The sequence below is a fragment of the Microtetraspora malaysiensis genome (assembly GCF_050947145.1).
Lineage (GTDB): Bacteria > Actinomycetota > Actinomycetes > Streptosporangiales > Streptosporangiaceae > Microtetraspora_A > Microtetraspora_A malaysiensis.
On sequence record NZ_CP191998.1, the window covers coordinates 3,977,260 to 3,994,374 of the forward strand.

The 17,115-nt window shown below is 69.7% G+C and carries 16 protein-coding genes and 1 pseudogene; 7 read left to right on the forward strand and 10 right to left on the reverse strand.

All coding sequences use genetic code 11. The annotated features are described in order from the left end of the window. Positions 1 to 7: 7 nt before the first annotated feature. Positions 8 to 802, reverse strand: coding sequence for a hypothetical protein (locus tag ACQP1V_RS18690; RefSeq protein ID WP_433424733.1), 795 nt, complete (start codon positions 800 to 802; stop codon positions 8 to 10). Between the two features lie 82 nt (positions 803 to 884). Here ACQP1V_RS18690 and ACQP1V_RS18695 point away from each other — a divergent pair, with 82 nt between their 5' ends. From ACQP1V_RS18695 to ACQP1V_RS18710, 4 genes and pseudogenes are all read left to right on the forward strand, one after another. Continuing rightward, entirely contained in the window at positions 885 to 1,691 is an 807-nt protein-coding gene (locus ACQP1V_RS18695; RefSeq protein WP_433424736.1) for a crotonase/enoyl-CoA hydratase family protein, read from the forward strand. Continuing rightward, a complete protein-coding gene (locus tag ACQP1V_RS18700) occupies positions 1,672 to 3,207 on the forward strand; it encodes a class I adenylate-forming enzyme family protein (RefSeq protein WP_433424739.1) in 1,536 nt (511 codons plus the stop codon). Before ACQP1V_RS18695 ends, ACQP1V_RS18700 begins: the two co-directional genes overlap by 20 nt. Positions 3,208 to 3,497: 290 nt before the next feature. Further along, complete coding sequence (locus ACQP1V_RS18705; protein WP_433424742.1) at positions 3,498 to 3,797, forward strand: helix-turn-helix domain-containing protein; 300 nt, start codon at positions 3,498 to 3,500, stop codon at positions 3,795 to 3,797. A 300-nt stretch (positions 3,798 to 4,097) separates the two neighbouring features. Continuing rightward, a pseudogene (locus tag ACQP1V_RS18710) lies at positions 4,098 to 4,205 on the forward strand (IS5/IS1182 family transposase); the annotation flags it as partial. A 21-nt stretch (positions 4,206 to 4,226) separates the two neighbouring features. Here ACQP1V_RS18710 and ACQP1V_RS18715 read toward each other — a convergent pair. Next, positions 4,227 to 4,694 carry a hypothetical protein gene (locus ACQP1V_RS18715; protein WP_433424744.1) on the reverse strand — a complete coding sequence of 156 codons (468 nt, stop codon included), beginning with the start codon at positions 4,692 to 4,694 and terminating at the stop codon, positions 4,227 to 4,229. Positions 4,695 to 4,809: 115 nt separating this feature from the next. Between ACQP1V_RS18715 and ACQP1V_RS18720 the strand changes: the two genes are divergently transcribed. Next, on the forward strand, positions 4,810 to 7,950 hold the full coding sequence (locus ACQP1V_RS18720) for an AAA family ATPase (protein WP_433425880.1): 3,141 nt from the start codon (positions 4,810 to 4,812) through the stop codon (positions 7,948 to 7,950). Between the two features lie 48 nt (positions 7,951 to 7,998). Here the strand turns inward: ACQP1V_RS18720 and ACQP1V_RS18725 are convergent, their stop codons facing one another. Next, positions 7,999 to 9,852, reverse strand: coding sequence for a glycoside hydrolase family 15 protein (locus ACQP1V_RS18725; protein ID WP_433424747.1), 1,854 nt, complete (start codon positions 9,850 to 9,852; stop codon positions 7,999 to 8,001). Between the two features lie 109 nt (positions 9,853 to 9,961). Continuing rightward, entirely contained in the window at positions 9,962 to 10,888 is a 927-nt protein-coding gene (locus ACQP1V_RS18730) for an NADP-dependent oxidoreductase (RefSeq protein ID WP_433424750.1), read from the reverse strand. 146 nt (positions 10,889 to 11,034) lie between these two features. On the opposite strand from ACQP1V_RS18730, the gene ACQP1V_RS18735 reads away from it, so the two are divergent. Next, a complete protein-coding gene (locus ACQP1V_RS18735) occupies positions 11,035 to 11,616 on the forward strand; it encodes a TetR/AcrR family transcriptional regulator (protein WP_433424753.1) in 582 nt (193 codons plus the stop codon). Positions 11,617 to 11,760: 144 nt separating this feature from the next. On the opposite strand, the gene ACQP1V_RS18740 is transcribed toward ACQP1V_RS18735, so the two are convergent. The 4 genes from ACQP1V_RS18740 to ACQP1V_RS18755 all read right to left on the reverse strand — a co-directional run bounded on the left by ACQP1V_RS18740 (position 11,761) and on the right by ACQP1V_RS18755 (position 14,205). Further along, positions 11,761 to 12,252: a hypothetical protein gene (locus ACQP1V_RS18740; protein WP_387410641.1), complete on the reverse strand. Its 492-nt coding sequence runs from the start codon at positions 12,250 to 12,252 to the stop codon at positions 11,761 to 11,763. Between the two features lie 298 nt (positions 12,253 to 12,550). Beyond that, positions 12,551 to 13,039 carry a DUF5946 family protein gene (locus ACQP1V_RS18745; RefSeq protein WP_433424755.1) on the reverse strand — a complete coding sequence of 163 codons (489 nt, stop codon included), beginning with the start codon at positions 13,037 to 13,039 and terminating at the stop codon, positions 12,551 to 12,553. Between the two features lie 52 nt (positions 13,040 to 13,091). After that, positions 13,092 to 13,421 (reverse strand): branched-chain amino acid transporter permease, encoded by a 330-nt coding sequence (locus tag ACQP1V_RS18750; protein ID WP_433424758.1) that lies wholly within the window; start codon positions 13,419 to 13,421, stop codon positions 13,092 to 13,094. Positions 13,422 to 13,428: 7 nt separating this feature from the next. Beyond that, the gene (locus tag ACQP1V_RS18755; protein ID WP_433424760.1) at positions 13,429 to 14,205 is read right to left on the reverse strand and encodes an AzlC family ABC transporter permease; all 777 of its coding nucleotides are present in this window, start codon (positions 14,203 to 14,205) and stop codon (positions 13,429 to 13,431) included. 53 nt (positions 14,206 to 14,258) lie between these two features. On the opposite strand from ACQP1V_RS18755, the gene ACQP1V_RS18760 reads away from it, so the two are divergent. Next, a complete protein-coding gene (locus tag ACQP1V_RS18760; RefSeq protein WP_433424763.1) occupies positions 14,259 to 14,720 on the forward strand; it encodes an Lrp/AsnC family transcriptional regulator in 462 nt (153 codons plus the stop codon). A gap of 82 nt (positions 14,721 to 14,802) precedes the next feature. Here the strand turns inward: ACQP1V_RS18760 and ACQP1V_RS18765 are convergent, their stop codons facing one another. Together ACQP1V_RS18765 and ACQP1V_RS18770 are read right to left on the reverse strand one after the other, a co-directional pair. Further along, positions 14,803 to 16,350: an MFS transporter gene (locus ACQP1V_RS18765; protein WP_433424766.1), complete on the reverse strand. Its 1,548-nt coding sequence runs from the start codon at positions 16,348 to 16,350 to the stop codon at positions 14,803 to 14,805. A 49-nt stretch (positions 16,351 to 16,399) separates the two neighbouring features. After that, positions 16,400 to 16,954, reverse strand: coding sequence for a TetR/AcrR family transcriptional regulator (locus tag ACQP1V_RS18770; RefSeq protein WP_433424768.1), 555 nt, complete (start codon positions 16,952 to 16,954; stop codon positions 16,400 to 16,402). Positions 16,955 to 17,115 lie beyond the last annotated feature (161 nt).

A 17,115-nucleotide genomic window follows, 5' to 3' on the forward strand; every position in this document is an offset into this window, starting at 1 on the left:
GGGGTGCTCAGTCCTGTTCGTCGAGGCCGAGCAGTCGTCCCCAGACGGTCTGGGCCGTCTCCTGGTAGGACCTGGTCAGCGCGACCAGCCGTCGATGGGGCTCGGGGTCGCAGAGTTCCGCGGGCAGCAGGGGGTCGTGCACGATCGTCGCGATCGCCCGGCTGCCGAGGAGGAGCGACTCGCGTGCGAACTCCTCGGCGCTCAGTGTGCCGAGGTGGTCGCGGCTCTTGGTGAGCTCGTCCGCCGTCCGGTCGAGTCGCGCGACGAGCTCGCCGGTGTCCCAGAGCCGTCGCAGCTCACGGTCGGTCGCCGGATCGAGCTGATCGATCCCGAACACGGCGGCTCCCGGAGCCATGCCGGTGTTCCCCAGGGTCCGGCGGAGCCCGTCGACGCCGTCGCGGAGGTTGTCGGGGCGTACGTGGAGCGCGCCGCGCCAGGCCCGGAATCCCAGGAGGTGCAGCGCGCGCTCGTGGTGGCGCAGGGTCGCGCGGTCGGTGCGGGCGGTGGCGGAGTTCTCGACCGCGACCCAGCGTCCGCTCCACGGAACGACGGACAGGTGCCGGTCCTCCCAGTGCTCGACGTGCGGGTACGTGCGCAGCCGGTCGGGATGCGGCGTGTAGGTGCCGCGGCCGTCGCGGTCCAGCACTCCCTCCTCGTTCAACCGCGTCGCGGCCATGCGGATGCTCGGCCCGCTCAGTCCCACGATCTCGCCGGCGCGGCACAGCGCCGAGATCGAGAACCTGGTGTGCGGGCGGGCTGTCACCAGGTCCAGCAGGAGCTTGCGGGCCGTCAGCTCGGTCATTTGTAACGGCTCCTAGACAAGAATTTCCATGGCGCGTTATAAAGGCATTCCGTTGCTCCACTGTAGGACCACGGAGGTAGTGATGGCTGATGTGCGGGTCGAGGTCGATGGCGCGACCACCACGATCTGGCTGGACCGTCCCGACCGGCGTAACGCCGTCGACGGCGCGATGGCCGCGGAGCTGCGGGCGGCGTTCGAGGAGTTCGAGGCCGATCCGGGTCAGCGTGTGGCGGTGCTCGCCGGTACGGGCGGGACGTTCTGCGCCGGAGCCGACCTGACCGCGGTGGGTGACCCGGCCCGCCGCAACGAGCTCGACCCCGCCGGCGGCGGCAGCGGCCCGATGGGACCGACCCGGCTACAGCTCGGCAAGCCTCTCATCGCCGCGATCAGCGGCTACGCCGTAGCGGGCGGACTTGAGCTGGCCCTCCTCGCCGACCTGCGGATCGTGGAGCGTGACGCGGTGCTGGGCGTCTTCTGCCGGCGGTGGGGGGTGCCGCTCATCGACGGCGGCACGGTCCGCCTGCCGCGGATCGTCGGCCTGGGCCGGGCGCTCGACCTGATCTTGACCGGACGTCCGGTCAAGGCCGACGAGGCGCTCGCGATGGGACTGGCCAACCGGGTCGTCGAACCCGGCCGGGCGGTCGACGCGGCGCGGGAGCTGGCCGCCCAGATCGCGGCCTTCCCGTTCGAGTGCGTGCTGACCGACCGCGCCTCGGTCTACGCCGGGCTCGATCTGACCGTCGCCGAGGCGCTGCGCGCCGAGGGAGCCGCGGGCGTCCCCGTCGTGGCGCGTGAGGGCGTGGCCGGCGCCGCCCGCTTCGCCGCCGGTGAGGGCAGGCACGGAAGCTTCACCCCGAGAGGAGACCAGCATGAGTCCCACCACCCGTGAGCTGATCGTTCGCGGCGCGCGGCAGCACGCCGACCGGGTCGCCGTCGTGTTCGGCGAGGAGGAGCTGACCTACGCGCAGGTCGACCGGCTGAGTAACCGGCTCGCTCACGTGCTGGGGGAAGCGGGGGCCGGACACCGGCGGCGCGTCGGGCTTCTCGTGAACAACAGCCTGCTCAGCGTCCCGCTCGACTTCGCCTGCGTGAAGGCCGGGATCAACCGGGTCCCGCTCAACGCCCGGCTTTCGGTCGCCGAGCACGTCACCATGCTCACCGACACCCGATGTGAGCTCGTGGTGTTCGGGCCGGACCTGACCGACCGCGCCCGTGAACTGGCCGCCGCGCTCCCGCAGGTCGTCTTCCTGGGCCTGGAGACCAGCTTGGACGACGAGCCGAGCCTGCTGCGCAGGGCCGAGAACGCGCCCGCGAGCCTGCCCGAGGTCCCGGTGGAGCCCGACGACGTGATCCTGACCCTGTTCACCTCCGGGACGACCGGCACCCTGAAGGCGGCCCAGCACACGCAGGCGTCCTACGCGGCGATCTGCCGGAACGTGCTGCTCAACCTCTTTCCGGCCACGCGTGACGACGTCATGCTCCACGCCGCGAGCCTGATCCACGCCAGCGGGGTGCTCGTGCTGCCGCTGTGGCTGCGCGGCGGCCGCACGGTGATCCTCCCCGGCTTCCTGCCCGGGGCGTTCCTGGAGGCGATCCCGCGCTATGGGGCGACCGCGACCACCCTGGTGCCGACCATGATCCAGATGCTGGTCGAGCACCCGGCCTTCGAGACCACCGACGTCTCCACGATGCGCCGGGTCATCTACGGCGCCTCGCCCATGCCGCGTCCCACCATCGAGCGCGCCATGCGCGCGTGGGGCCGGGAGCGCTTCTGGCAGTACTACGGGCAGACCGAGATCCCGCTGTGCATCGCCGTACTCCGGCCCGAGGACCACGACGGCGCGCGGCTCGCCGCGTGCGGGCAGATCGCGACCGAGATCGACCTGCGCCTGCTCGACGAGGACGGCCGCGAGGTCGCCCCGGGCGAGCCGGGGGAGATCGTGGTGCGCGGGCCCTCGGCGAGCGCCGGGTACTTCGCCGCCCCGGAACTGACCGCGCAGACCTTCCGCGACGGCTGGGTCCACACCCGCGACGTCGGGGTCCTGGACGGCAACGGCTTCCTGTTCCTCAAGGACCGGACCTCCGACATGATCATCAGCGGTGGTTACAACGTCTATCCGCGAGAGGTCGAGGACGTGCTGCTGGAGCACCCGGCGGTGCGCGAGGTCGCCGTCGTCGGCACCCCCGACGAACGCTGGGTGGAGGCGGTCACCGCCGTCGTGGTCGTCGCCGACGGAGTCGAGCCGGACGACGAACTGCGCGAAAAGCTGGTCGCGCACGTAGCCGAGAAGGTGGCGTCCTACAAGAAGCCGCGCACGGTCGTCTTCCGCGACGCCATCCCCAAGACGGCTGTCGGCAAGCTCGACCGCAAGCGCCTGCGCGTCGAGCTCACGGCCGAGCGCTGACGGGCACGCGCGCCTTCCGCGCGTTCCCTGTCCAACGAGCGCGTGGCCGAGCGCCCGCCGGAGGGCCGGATCCGTTACGCCTGTCCTCGGCCTTCGGGAGCCCCCGGCCCGATGCTGGGCTGATGCTCCATTCGCAGGACGGCGCACTTGCCTGCCGTATAACGTCCGATCATCCTGCTCACGGTGTTCAAGAAGCAGCGGATGCGTGAGGCCGGTGAGATCGAGCGGGCGGTACGGGCGATGGAGCGGTGTATCGCCGAGGCGCACACGGCAGATGAGGAGTGAGGGCCATGGCCGACCGCAAGGCGTGGGCCGACAAGCGTGTTGAGATCATGGGCTGTCCCGGTGCCGGAGCCGCCTATGAGGCCGCTCGTCTCCGGTTCGAGCTCGGAGAGGCGGTGCGGCAGCGCCGCGAAGAACTCGGGCTCACGCAGGCCGAACTGGCTGAGCGGGCCGGCCTCAAGCAGCCCGCGGTCGCTCGCTTCGAGGCCGGCGGCACCATGCCCACCATCCCCATGTTGGAACGCCTCGCCGAAGCGCTCGAAGTACGTCTCAACGTCCAATTCCAACCGCTCCGCGAGGCAAGCTGACTCGGCCGATCGGATCAGCCCGACGGAGCAGTTGCGCGAATGCCTCTGCACTCAGGACGGCGAACCGCGCCCAGCCGAAGCCCGTCGGCGGTGTCCGGTTCATGGACAACGCCAGACCGCCGACGAGCCCGGCTGGCCGGCAGAAGAGGGAGGTTCATGGGGATCACCGCTCAAGAGGAGCGCCGGGGATGGCGATGACCTCAAGAGCGATGAGCGCAGGGACCAGATCGCCAACCGCGAGCGCAAGGGCAGCCGGGGTGGCCGCCCCTACGCTTTCGACAACTGAGGCATAACAAGCGGCGCAACGTGGTCGAACGCTGCTTCGGCAAGCTCCAGCAGTGGCGGGCGATCGCCACCCGCTACCTCGCTGGCGTCACCATCGGCCGTCTGATGCTCTGGCTCCGCCACGCCGAATTGTCGGAAGACGCGCTAGATCCATGCCGTGCATTCCGCCTGGCCCCAGTCGGTGCCGTTGTGACGGAAGACGCAGGCTCGTGATCGGGCGACCGGTGAGTAAACCTGCCGGGAGAAGTGGTCTCCTTGCCACCCGAAGAACTGGTCGCCGTAGGTGTTGAAGCCATCGCTTTCGCGCTGAACCCACAGGTAGTACTGGCCGTCTGAGGAGTAGGGGTTGAAGCGAGCCCAGTTCACCCCGCAGTTCGGTCCGTAACGCAGCTCCAGCAGACCGTTGAACACCACACGCTGTCCGCCTCCCGGTGTGTACGCGCCGTCCGAGCACAGGTGTCCATTGTTCGTGGTCTGGTCCGGGTACTTGTTGTCGCATGTCGCCGTGCCGACGCACTGGTCGACCGCGGCCGACGCGGGGGGAACCGCGGCCACGGTGAGCGTGAACGCGGCTGTGATGGCGAGGACTCCCGAGGCTAGGACCTTTTTCATGCCGTGCTCCTTCCTTTCGATCTTCGTGGCCTTCAGGAAATGCAGGCCGTCAGCACCAAGCTTGCGAAGACGGTGATTTTTCCGCGAGGATTTGGGCGTTTTGTCGAACAATGGAATGGACAACGGCCGACCTGCGCGGGACGCGGATCGGAGAATCGGGCTGCCGGGCGTGAATGAGGTAGGAAGCGGTGAGCCACGGCGCCGAGGCCGTCGGCCCAAGCAGATCATCGGTGAGGGTGCCCGCCTGGATCTCGCGCGGGACCTGACAAAGCTGCTCGACGCCCGCGGAATGACGCGCAGCGAACTCGCCCGACGACTCCATTATCGGAATACGACCGTTTCCGAAGTTTTCGGCGGCACCAAAATGCCCTCCGAGAAACTGCTCACGGCGATTGTGAAAGAACTGGGCGAAGATCCCGCGCCCTGGCTCGAACGCCGTGACCTCATCGAAAACCAGGAGTGCACCTCGACTCGGCCGGACGGCCCGTGGCAGCCGGCATCCAGTCTGGTCGGCCGCGCTGCCGAGATCGAGCGGGTCGAAACCCTGGTCGTGGCCGCGGCAGCCGGACACAGTGGCGTTCTGGTCGTACGCGGCGAACCGGGCGTCGGGAAGTCCGCTCTGCTGACGGCCGCCTCAGCCCCAGGGATGCTGCCTCTGTCGATGCGCTGCGTGGAGAGTGAGGTTGAACTGGCCTTCTCCACGCTCAGCGGACTCCTTCGACCGGTGGCGCACCTGATGCCTCGACTTCCGGGGCCTCAGCGGCGGGCGTTGGAGGTGTCACTGGCGCTGGCCGCCCCTCAGCATGGTGAGCCCCCTCCCGGCTCCGTCGCGATCGGCCTCGGCGTGCTCGGCATCCTTTCGGAGGCGGCACCGGCGGTTATGGTCCTGGACGACGCCCAGTGGATGGACGAGGCGTCCGCCCTCGCGCTCTCCTTCGCTATCCGGCGGCTGGCCGGCGAAGGTGTCGCGGTCGTCGTGGCAGTTCGCTCCGGTGCGCCTTGCCCCATGGATCTGACCGGATACCCGACATTGGACGTGACCGGTCTCGCAAGGGGCGCCGCCGCAGAACTCGCCGGCCGTTTCCGCAACCGCCCGGTCAGCACGGCCGAACTGGACTGGCTGATGTGCCACACCAACGGGAACCCACTTGCGCTGGGGGAGCTGTGCCGTTCAGGCCGGCCACTCGGCGAGACGGCCGACGACGGCCCTCCGCCGGCACTGCCGGAAGTTCTGGCCATCTCTTTCCAACGGCGCCTTGAGCCGCTTCCCCCAGCCACCCGGTGGGCACTGCTCATCTGCGCCGCCGGCTACACATCAGATCTCGCCCAACTCACCAGAGCACTGGGCCAGGACGGCCTCGCCGATCTGGAACCGGCGGAGACCGCCGGCCTCCTCACTGTCGCGGACAGCCGCGTCGAGTTCGCGCATCCGCTGATCCGCGCCGCCGTCTACCACGCGGCGACGCCGGCCCGGCGACGCGCGGCCCATGCCCACCTCGCCCAGGCGCAGAACGGCGGCAGCGCGGCCGCCGCCGACCAGCGGGCCTGGCATCTGGCCGAAGCGGCGCTCGGCACCGACGAAGATGCGGCAAGAATCCTCTGCGCCGCCGGGGAACGTGCACGGCGACGGGGCGCTCTCACGGCGGCGTGCTCGGCGTACCGACGGGCCGCCGGTCTCACCCCGCTGCCGGAGACCCGTGCGCACCGACTGCTGACCGCGGCCACCTGCGCCTACCTCGCAGGGTGGCCGGACAGGGCCTTGCCGCTCCTCGACCAGGCCCGCAGCCTTACCACCGAACCTGGTCTGGTCGGTGAGATCGGGTACATCCGCAACCAGATCCGGCAGCTCCGCGCGGCGCCGCGCGAGGTCTTCGCCGAACTGACGGCCGCGGCGGCCAAGCTCAGGGAACAAGCGCCGGAGGCGGCGGTGGACATGTACGCCACAGCCGCCTCCGCGGCCATCTTGGGCGGGCTCATACCCCAGGCTGTCGCCGCGGCGGGGGATGGTCACGCGCTGGCGCGTGCGGCCACCGGGTCGGACAGGGTCGCGTCGATGGTGATGTGGATGGCCGCTCTCACGATGTCGGGCCGGTCGGCGGAAGCCATCGAGGTCTTTCACCGCGAGGGCCACCGGCTCTTCGAGGCCGATCCGCTGGAGCATGGCACCGAGGTCTTCGGTTTCGCGGCTCTCTGCCTGATGTGGTTGAACGAGCATGCTGCGGCGTACCGCCTGATGGAGACGGCGCTGCAACGCTTCAGCGCGGTCAACGCCCTGGAGCGTGTCGCCAACCTCGCAACCGCTCTTGCCGAACTGAACTTCAGGCGGGGCCGTTGGAACGCCGCGTACGCGACAGCCGCCCGCGCCCTCGCGCTTGCCGACGCCCAGGACCAGGTCGCGATTTCCGGTTACGCGGCCTACACGCTAGCCCGGATCGAGGCCGGTCAAGGGCAGAGCAGGCGATGCCGTGAATACAGCGAACGTGCCCAGCCTCTCCTGGATGCCTTCGAACACACGGGAGTCTCCCTCTACGTCGCCCTGCCGCTCGCCGAGCTTGCGCTGAACCAGGGAGACCACGCCTGCGCCGCGGAGCGATTCCTCCGGCTGGACGCCAGGATGCATGCCCTGGAAGTCCGCAACGGTGCCCTCCTCCTCCATCATTCCGGGTTGGTGGAGGCCTGCGTGAACGCGGGCAGGCGCCGAGAGGCGCAGGAGGCGCTCGATCGGCTCATCGACGAAGCTGGCCCTTCGCCGCAGGACTCTGTCCATGCGTCGCTCGAGCACTGCCGTGGGCTGCTGGCGACAGACCCCGACCTCGCCCTCGAACACTTCACGAGAGCGATCGAGCTGTATGGGCGTTGCGTCGACCCCTACAGCCTGGCACGCACCCAGTTCTCCTGCGCCGACCTGCTGACCAGGGCAAGCCGGGACGCGACCCTCGCGCGGGAGTACCTCGAGGAAGCACGGCACTCCTTCCTGCGACTGCGTGCGTACCCGTGGCTGCGACGGACAGAACGGGCTCTTGGCCTGCCGGATCGCTGCCGCGCCACCCGCCACGCGTTCGCAAGGTTGACGGCGCAGGAGGTCCAGGTCGCGCGGCTCGTCGCCGACGGGGCCGCGATCAGCGAGGCGGCCGAATCGCTCTTCCTCTCGACACAGACTGTGGAGGCTCGGCTGGCCGCGGCCCGCTCTCGAATGCGCACGAGTTCCAACGCCGAGCTCACCGAGCTACTCAGAGACGCCGATCAGGACTGGTGACCACCCTGCCGGGTGGTCAGATGGAGGTCACCGACGTCGCCGCCGCTGTCAGCCGAGGGCGCGGTCGAGGTTGAACGCGGCGCTGATCAGCGCGAAGTGGGTGAAGGCCTGCGGGAAGTTGCCCTGCTGCTCGCCGGTGTGGCTGATCTGCTCGGCGTACAGGCCGAGATGGTTGGCGTAGGTGAGCATCTTCTCGAAGGCCAGCCGTGCCTCGTCGAGTCGCCCGGCACGGGCGAGCGCCTCCACGTACCAGAACGAGCAGATCGAGAAGGTGCCCTCGGCACCGCGCAGGCCGTCGGGGCTGGCGGCGGGGTCGTAGCGGTAGACCAGCGAGTCGGACACCAGGTCGGCGGTGAGCGCGTCCAGCGTGGCGAGCCACTTCGGGTCGGTGGGGGAGATGAACTTGGTCAACGGCATCATCAGGACCGCGGCGTCGAGGACGTCGTCGTCGAAGTGCTGGACGAACGCCCGCCGCGTGGGAGACCAGCCGCGGCTCATGATCTGCCGGTAGATCGCGTCCCGGGCCCGTGCCCAGCGGGAGAGGTCGGCGGGCAGGCCACGGCGGTGGGCCAGCCGCATGGCCCGTTCGATCGCCACCCAGCACATCAGCCGCGAGTACAGGAAGTTCTTGCGGCCGCCGCGGGTTTCCCAGATGCCCTCGTCGGGCTGGTTCCAGTGGTCGCAGACCCACTCCACCGCTTCGCAGGCGCTGTCCCACTGGTCGCTGGGGATCGGCTGGCCCCACTTGTCGCAGAGATAGACCGAGTCGATCAGCGCGCCGTAGATGTCGAGCTGGAGCTGATCGGCGGCGGCGTTTCCGACGCGTACCGGGGCGGAGCCGCGGTAACCCTCCAACTCGGCCAGTTCGTGTTCGGGGAGGTCGGTGCGACCGTCGATGCCGTACATGATCTGCAGCGGCCCCTGCCCGCCGGCGCGCAGGCTGACGCGCTCGCGCAGGAACTTCATGAAGGCCTCGGCCTCGCTGGAGAAGCCCAGGCGCAGCAGGGCGTAGGCGCAGAAGGCTGCGTCGCGGATCCAGACGTACCGGTAGTCCCAGTTGCGTCCGCCGCCGATCTGTTCGGGAAGGCTGGTCGTCGGCGCGGCCACGATCGCGCCGGTGGGCGCGTAGGTGAGCAGCTTGAGAGTCAGCGCGGAGCGGTGCACGATCTCCCGCCACCGGCCGCGGTAGCGGGAGGAGGACAGCCACCGGCGCCAGAACGCCACGGTGGCGGTGAACTGCTGCTCGGCCTCGGCGTGCGGGCAGCCCCGTGGCGTGATGTCGTCGCTGACGCAGTCGAGCGCGAAGACCGCGGACTCACCCTCGCCGAGCTTGAACGACGCGGTCGCGTTCTGGGCGTCGTGTTCGACCGCCACGGTCGCGGTCAGCGCGAGCGCGAGGTCCGCGGACTCGAAGAGGATCTGACCGGCCTGCCGCCGGACGATGTGCGGCTTCCTGGCGTAGTCGAACCGCGGAGCCACCCGCGCACGGAACGGCACCGAGCCGCGCACGCACAGCACGCGCCGGATCAGCCGATGCCGGCCGAGCTCGCCCGCGTCGTCGGTGATCGGCATGAAGTCCTGGACCTCTCCCACGCCGTCCTCGGTGAAGAACCGGGTGATCAGCACGTTGGTGTCCGGGAAGTAGAACTGCTTGGTCCTCGTCGGCGCGTCCGCGGCCAGCTCGAACGACCCGCCCCGGTCGGCGTCCAGGATCGAGCCGAACACGCTGGGCGCGTCGAAGCGCGGACAGCAGTACCAATCGATGGTGCCGTCGGTGCCCACCAGGGCCGCGGTACGCAGATCGCCGATCAGTCCGTGGTCGGCGATCGGCAGGTAGTCAGCGCTGGCGTACGGTTGTCGTCTGCCGGTCATACGGGTGTGCTGCCCCAGTTCGGGGGTCATTCACGCCGCGGTTCGGGGCTCGTGTTCGGCGGGCCCATTTGGCAGGGCGGGTCAGGCGGGAGCGGCTACCCGCGGCGGGTTCCTCCCTGATCTGATCCGGCCGCAGCCGTCAGATCGGCGCCAGGACAAGTTTGCCGCGGACATGCCCTGCCTGGCTGTCGCGATGGGCGGCGGCCGCGTCGGTCAAGGGATAGGTGCGGGCGATGGGGATCGTGATCGTGCCTACCGCCACCAGCGCTATCGCTTCGGCCAGAATGCCGGGCATGTCGTCGGGCTCGCCGTAGGCGAGGCGCACGCCCAGTGACTGTGCCGACGCGTCGGCGAGAGTGATGACGCGATCAGGGTCTCCGGTCAACTCCACCAGGGCGGAGAGGGAACCGCGCCCCGAGGCGTCGACGGCGGCGTCCACACCGTCCGCGGCGACAGCCCGGACCCGGTCGGCCAGGCCGTCGCCGTAGCTCACGGGGATGGCATCGAGAGAGCGCAGGTAGTGGTGGTTGGGTGGGCTGGCCGTGCCGATCACCGTGAGTCCGCGATGCCGGGCGACCTGGGTTGCGACAGTTCCCACGCCGCCGGCCGCGCCGTCGATCACGATCGTCTCGCCCTGCGCCAGGCGGAGCTGGGCGAGAGCGTGATAGGCCGTGGTGCCGGCCACCGGCAGGGCGGCTGCGACCTCCCAGGACACCGCCGCGGGTTTCGCGGCGATGGAGTCGCAGTTTGCCAGCGCCAGTTCGGCGTAACTTCCGGAGACCGCCTTGCCGAAGACCTCGTCTCCGACGGCGACATCGGTCACGTCCGGCCCGACGGACTCGACGACGCCGGCCACGTCGACACCGGGAACGGCCGGAAACCGCACCGGCATCATCGCGGCCATGACGCCGCTGCGGATCTTCCAGTCGATCGGGTTGACACCGGCGGCGCGGACGGCGATGCGGACCTGTCCCGGGCCCGGTTCGGGCACCTCGCACTCGGCCACACGCAGGACCTCGGCCTCGCCGTATTCGGAGAACATCACAGCCCGACAGACGCGTTTCATAGCTCCCTTTCCGCAGGTGGCGTTCATTCCCACTGGCACTTCACCCAACGCGGACATCGGGCGAGCGAAGCCAGGAAGGACGCGAACCGGTCCTATGGTCCGGTAAGATACGGTCCACTGGACCGTTTATGCAAGGAGGTGTGGCTGTGACCGAACGCGCCGATGCTGCTCGCAACCGCGCCGCCGTACTGACCGCGGCGGAAGCGCTTTTCCAGCGCGAGGACCTCGACCATGTCAGCCTGGCCCGCATCGCCCAGGCCGCCGGCGTCGGCAAGGCCACGGTCATGCGCCGCTTCGGCGACCTGCTGGGACTGGTCGAAGCGCTCATCGCGCCACGCGTCACCGCCCTGCAGGATCGCGTGCGATCCGGAGAACCCCCACTCGGCCCCGGAGGAGCTGCCGGAGCGCGGCTCCACGCCTACCTCGATGCCCTGTTCGACTTCGTCCTGGACAACCGCACGCTCATCCGTGCCTTGGAGCACTACGGGCCGTACGCCTACTACGCCAACCCCGCCAGCCAGTTCTGGATCGACGAACTCACCGACCGGATCCGTGTCGCACGGCCCGCCGTCGACGCCCCCTACCTCGCTTACGCCGTCTTCACCGCGCTCCGCGCCGACGTCATGGACTACCTTCGCCAGCATCAACACATGGACATCGAACGCATTCGCGCAGGCGTGCACGCGCTTGCCGACCCGCCAGGCTCCCAGCCCGACCTGCACCGGTGAGCCCTGCCAGGGGTGGCGGGTCAACGGAGTCGGCGGCCGAACTGGACGATCACGAACTGAGCCGACCCGATTGATCGCCGGGCCGTCAGTGGGCCATCAAGGGCCGTGCCGTAACCACCGGTTTGTTCACGGGCACTGAGGGAGTCAGGAGCAGGCGGCCAGGAGCTTCTTGCTGGCCACGTCGGCCTTCTTGCTGACTTCGCTCGCCGTGGCGGAGTTGACGTCGAGCTGGGAGAACGCGTCGACCATCTCGGACAGGGCCGTCTTGAGATCGCCGTCGGCCCGCCCGGAGAGCTTCTTGAGCGTGTCGGCGTGGCCCGAAATCGCCTTGTTGATGTTCTGGTGGTCGGTGGGCGCCGCCATCACCTTGGACATGAAGGCGCCCGTCGCGGCAAGCGCCTCGGCGCAGATCGCCGGGTTGCCCGCGCCGCCCGCGGCACCCTCCGTGCCACCGTCGTCGGCACCTTTCGTACCGCCGTCGTCGGCACCGCCCGCGACCTCACTGACGGCGGCCGGCTTGTCCTTACCGCTCTTGCCACTGGCGACCCCGCCACTGTCGGTGTCGTTGCAGGCCGTGGCGAGGGAGACGAGCACGATCGCCGCGACGGCGGTGAGGGTCTTCCGAACGTTGATCATGGGTGGTCCTTCCGATGGTTCGTCACTGAGAAGGAGCTTCCGATTGCTCCCTTGAGACTCGCTTTCAAAGTCCTGTCACCTGCCAGTGAACACGGCGGACGGGCCATGGTCGGGGAAAACGGTGAAGACAGACCAGTGGGCGGAGGCGCCACGGCTCTCAAGCTAGGCCCGCGAGTGGCGGGGAGTGATCCGTGCCAGCACGGATATCGGCGAGCCTTCGCTCCCTTCAGGGAGCGGAGGAGTCGCGAGGGCAACGCGGTCCGCTTCCTGGGATGAGCCCCGCCGCGGCCTTCGGGGATCAGGCCTGGATAGATCTCCAGGACTCCACGGTCGCCTGGGCGATGGCCTCGATGCGGTGTCCGTATGCCAGATGCCCATCAGACACGAAGCTGCCGTCCCTGAACGGCAACCCGGAGAACGTGGCGCGGAAGTGCCGGGGAGGTCCGGCCAGCGGAAGCGGCTCGTATGCCGCCAATGGCGCCATGTCGTAGCCCGACCGTACTCCGTGCTTGTTCCGCGCCACCTGATGAGCCGCTACGCGAAGCAGCGCGTCAAGGCCCTTGTCCACGTAGAGCTGCAGCTGGCGGAACTGGCCGTCAAGGTACTTCTCGTGAGCTCTGGCAGGATGCTGCAGGAGATACGCACAGACCACCGGCGCGTGCCACCTGTACATCTGAGGATCGGCCTGCTCTTCCGAGAGGATCGCGTGGTAATAGTCCACGCATACACCCAGCGGGCCGGCAATCGCACCGCAGTCACACTGCGCCGCAACGGGGTTATCTGCCATGATCCGCAACATAGGTGGCCAGGAGCAGCCTTGTCGACGGGATTTCGGGTCTTCAGATCGGCCAGAGGGTCGACATCGCCACGTGCAGGGCCGTGGCGCCCAGGACGCTGATCACGGCGTTGCGGGTTTTCAGGTGCAGCCCGATGGCGGCGGCCAGGGCCAGCGCGGTGGGCACGACGTCCGCCCAGGCCGTGGGGCGGACCTCACGCAGCGTGTAGAGGGCCAGGATCAGCATGATGCCGGTGGGCATCTGGCGGGCGAGGTACCGCAGGACGGCCGAGCTGCGCAGCGGGGTCAGGACGGCGAAGGGCAGGGCGCGCAGGCCCCAGGTGACGGCGGCGCTGACGGCCACGGAGGTGGCCAGGTAGAGCGGGGTGGGCATGCGGGTCCTATCCTTCCCCGCCCGCTGCGGCCACGGCGGGCACGGCAGGTACGGCAGGCACGGGGTGGTGGTGCTCGTCGGGCGCGGGTGAGCCGGCGCGGTGGCGCAGGGCGTACCGGATGAGCAGGCTCGCGGTGAACAGGGCCATCGCGGCCGGCAGCACCTGTCCCGGTGTGAGGAGCGCGGCGAGGGCGAAGCTCGCCGCGGCCAGCAGGGGAGCGGGCAGGTCCCGCTGTGTCCGCCAGGCGTCGATCGTCAGAACCACGAACAGGGCGGTCAGCGCGAAGTCCAGGCCGTGCAGGGTGATCGGGATCAACGAGCCGGCGAGTGCACCGAGCGTGGCCCCGCCGACCCAGTAGCCCTGGCACAGCGCCTGCATCCAGAGGATGCGGGCGCCGCTCCAGGAGCGGGCGTGTTCCCCGGCGGTCATGGCGTAGGCCTCGTCGGTGAGCGCGAAGGTGGCGTACACGCGGCCGAGCGGCCGGACCCGGGAGAGGGGGAAGGACAGCGCGTAGAAAACGTGCCGGAGGTTCACCAGGAGCGCGGTGACCACGATCTGCCCCAGTGGTGCCACCGAGGCGACCAGGCCCAGCAGCAGGAACTCCAGCGACCCGGCGTAGATCACGGCGGTGAACACCGTGGCCCACCACCAGGCCAGCCCGGCGTGCACCACCAGGACGCCGAAGCTGATCCCGAGGGGGAAAAGGCTCAGCCCCACCGAGGCGGTGTCGGCCGCCGCTGCCGCGAAGTCCCGCGCTTCGCCTCTCGCTCGCATTCCACGCATGAACGCAATTTTAGTGCGTATAGCGCATAATATGGTTTCAAAAGTGAGCGGAAATGGGGACTGTGAGCAATTCTATTAGCCTAGATCACGTTGATCAGGAAATATTGTTTCATCTCGCCCAGGATGGGCGATTGTCGAACGTGGAGCTGGCCCGCCGGGTGGGCCTCACGCCGCCGCCGTGCCTGCGCCGGGTCAAGCGCCTGGAGGACGCCGGGGTGATCGCCGGGTACCGGGCGCAGATCTCTCCCGAGGCCCTGGGCCGTTCCCTGGAAGTGGTCGTGTCGGTGGAGATCGCGGTCAACGACCTGCAGACCGTGGAGGACTTCGAATCCCGGGTCGCGGCGCTGGAGGAGGTCGTGGAGTTCCGGCGCATGTTCGGGCGCCCCGACTACTACATGCGCGTGGCGGTCGCCGACCAGATCGCCTACGAGAAGTTCCTCAGCCAGCGGATCCTGCCGCTGCCCGCGGTCTCCCGCGTCGATTCCCACCTCACCATGAAGCGCATCAAGGAGTGACGGCGCGCCACGCCCCCGTGGGGACGTGGGGCGCCGTCCGGGCGCTCCGGCGCGCTGACCGCGGCGGTCGGCGCGCCTGCCGTCAGTGGTCCGCGGCGCTGTCCTGCCGCAGTCCCTTGAGGAGGAACCAGGCGGCCAGGGCGGTGGCCAGGAGGACCACCGCGCCGACGGTCGCCGTACTGGCCAGGCCCGCGGTGAAGGCGTCCTGGGCGGCGGTCAGGAGGGCGTGGCCGTCGGCTCCGCCGAGTGAGGCGGCGGCCTCCGCCGCGCCGCCGATGGAGGCGTGCGCGGCCTCGGCGATCGCGGACGGGATGCCGGGCGGGGTGGTGAAGCCCTGGTAGACGCCGTTCACGATGGAGCCGAGGATGGCGATGCCGAGCGCCGCGCCGAGCTCGTAGGCGGTCTCGGCGACGGCGGAGGCGGCGCCCGCCTGCTCCTTCGGGACGCTGGAGACGATCACGTCGGCGGTGGTGGTGAAGGCGAGGCCCGCACCGACGCCGACCAGGAGCAGCGTGGTGAGCAGCAGCCCGTAGCCGGTGCCCGGTTCGAGTCCGGCCAGCAGGAGCAGGGCGACGCCGATGCCGGCGAGTCCGCCGGAGACGACGACGCGGACCGAGGTCCGGCGGACCGCCGCCCCGGCCAGCAGTCCGGTGAGTACGGCGCCCGCGGTGGCGGGCAGCTCGGCGATGCCCGCCTGGAGCGGTGAGAGGCCCTGGACGAGCTGGAGGAACTGGGAGAGGAAGAAGACCAGCCCGGTCAGGCCCAGCACGGCGAAGAGGTCGCAGGCGACGACCGCGGAGAAGCCGCGGTGGCGGAAGAGGCGGACGTCGATCAGCGGTGCGGCGAGGCTCTTCTGCCGGCGGACGAACCAGACCAGGGCGGCGACACCGACCGCGCCGGCCACGCGGACCTGCGTCGACCAGCCGTGCGACGCGGCGTTCTTGATCGCGTACACGACGCCGATCATGCCGACGAGCGAGAGACCGACGCTGGGCAGGTCCCACGGTCCGGGTGCGGGGTTCTTCGACTCGGGCAGCAGCTTCGCGCCGACCAGGATCAGGAGGGCCATCACCGGCAGGTTGATGAGGAAGACCGAGCCCCACCAGAAGTGCTCCAGCAGGAATCCACCCGCCAGCGGACCGAGGGCCGCCCCGGCCGAGGCGCTGGAACCCCAGATGCCGATGGCGAGGGAGCGCTCACGCGGGTCGGTGAAGATGTTGCGGATCAGCGCGAGGGTGGAGGGCATCAGCGTCGCTCCGGCCACGCCCAGCAGGGCGCGGGCGGCGATCAGCAGTTCGGGGCCGGCGGCGTAGGCGTTGAGCAGCGAGGCGGCGCCGAAGGCGGCGGCGCCGGTCAGCAGGAGCTTCTTGCGGCCGATGCGGTCGCCGAGGCTGCCCATGGAGACGAGCAGGCCGGCGATGACGAACGAGTAGACGTCGCCGATCCACAGCAACTGGACGCCGGACGGCTTGAGGTCCTCGCTGATGAACGGGGTGGCCAGGGCGAGGACCGTCGCGTCGACGGCGACCAGGAGGACGGCGAGTACGAGCACGCCGAGCGCGGCCCAGCGGCCGGGGTGCTTGTCGTTCCGTTCGGTCGGTTCCGATGTCGGCCGCGAAACGGTGGTCATGATGCGGGTTGTCCTTCGACAGGGTGGGGTTCGTGGAGCGCCGCCGCGATCAGGGCTGCGGGGTGCGGCGTTCGAGGCCGCCCAGCATCAACCCGATGATCATCACGGTGTAGTCGCGGGGCGCGGTCTTGCCGGACTGGATGGCCCAGGCGGCGGCGGAGACGAGTCCGTAGAAGGCCTCGATGAGCCAGGCGGGGGAGAGGTCGATGCGGAACTCGCCGGACTCCTGGCCGCGCATGAACAGCGCGGCGATCCGGGCGTCGATCCGCTCCCAGCCCTCGTTGATCTGCTCGCCCTCGAAGAGCTGGTTCTCGGTGGCCAGGAAGGCGAGGAAGCTCGCGACCGGGTGGCTGGCCTCGACCAGCCGCACCAGCGCCTCGGTGGCGCTGCCGTCGTCCAGCCGGGCCCGGTCCACGACCTCCTGGAGCTGGCGCAGGCCGAGCTCCTCAAGGGCGCGGATGAGCGCGTCCCGCCCGGCGAAGTGCCGGTGCAGGGTGGCGCGGCTGATTCCGGCGGCCTTGGCGATCTCGTCCTGGGTGGCGGTCGCCTTGCGCGAGAGCAGGTCCGCCGCGCAGCGGAGTACGTGGTCACGATCGAACGCCATGAGACAAAGATACCTCATGTGAGACATCAATGTCTCAGGCCCACCGTGTCTTGGTGCGGCGGGGGGCGATCAAGGGATGGCGGCGGGCGCCGCGCGCGGCCTGGGCGGCGGCTTCCGGCCCCTACAGATCTCCTCAAAAGTGGCGTAAGTCACTACGCTTT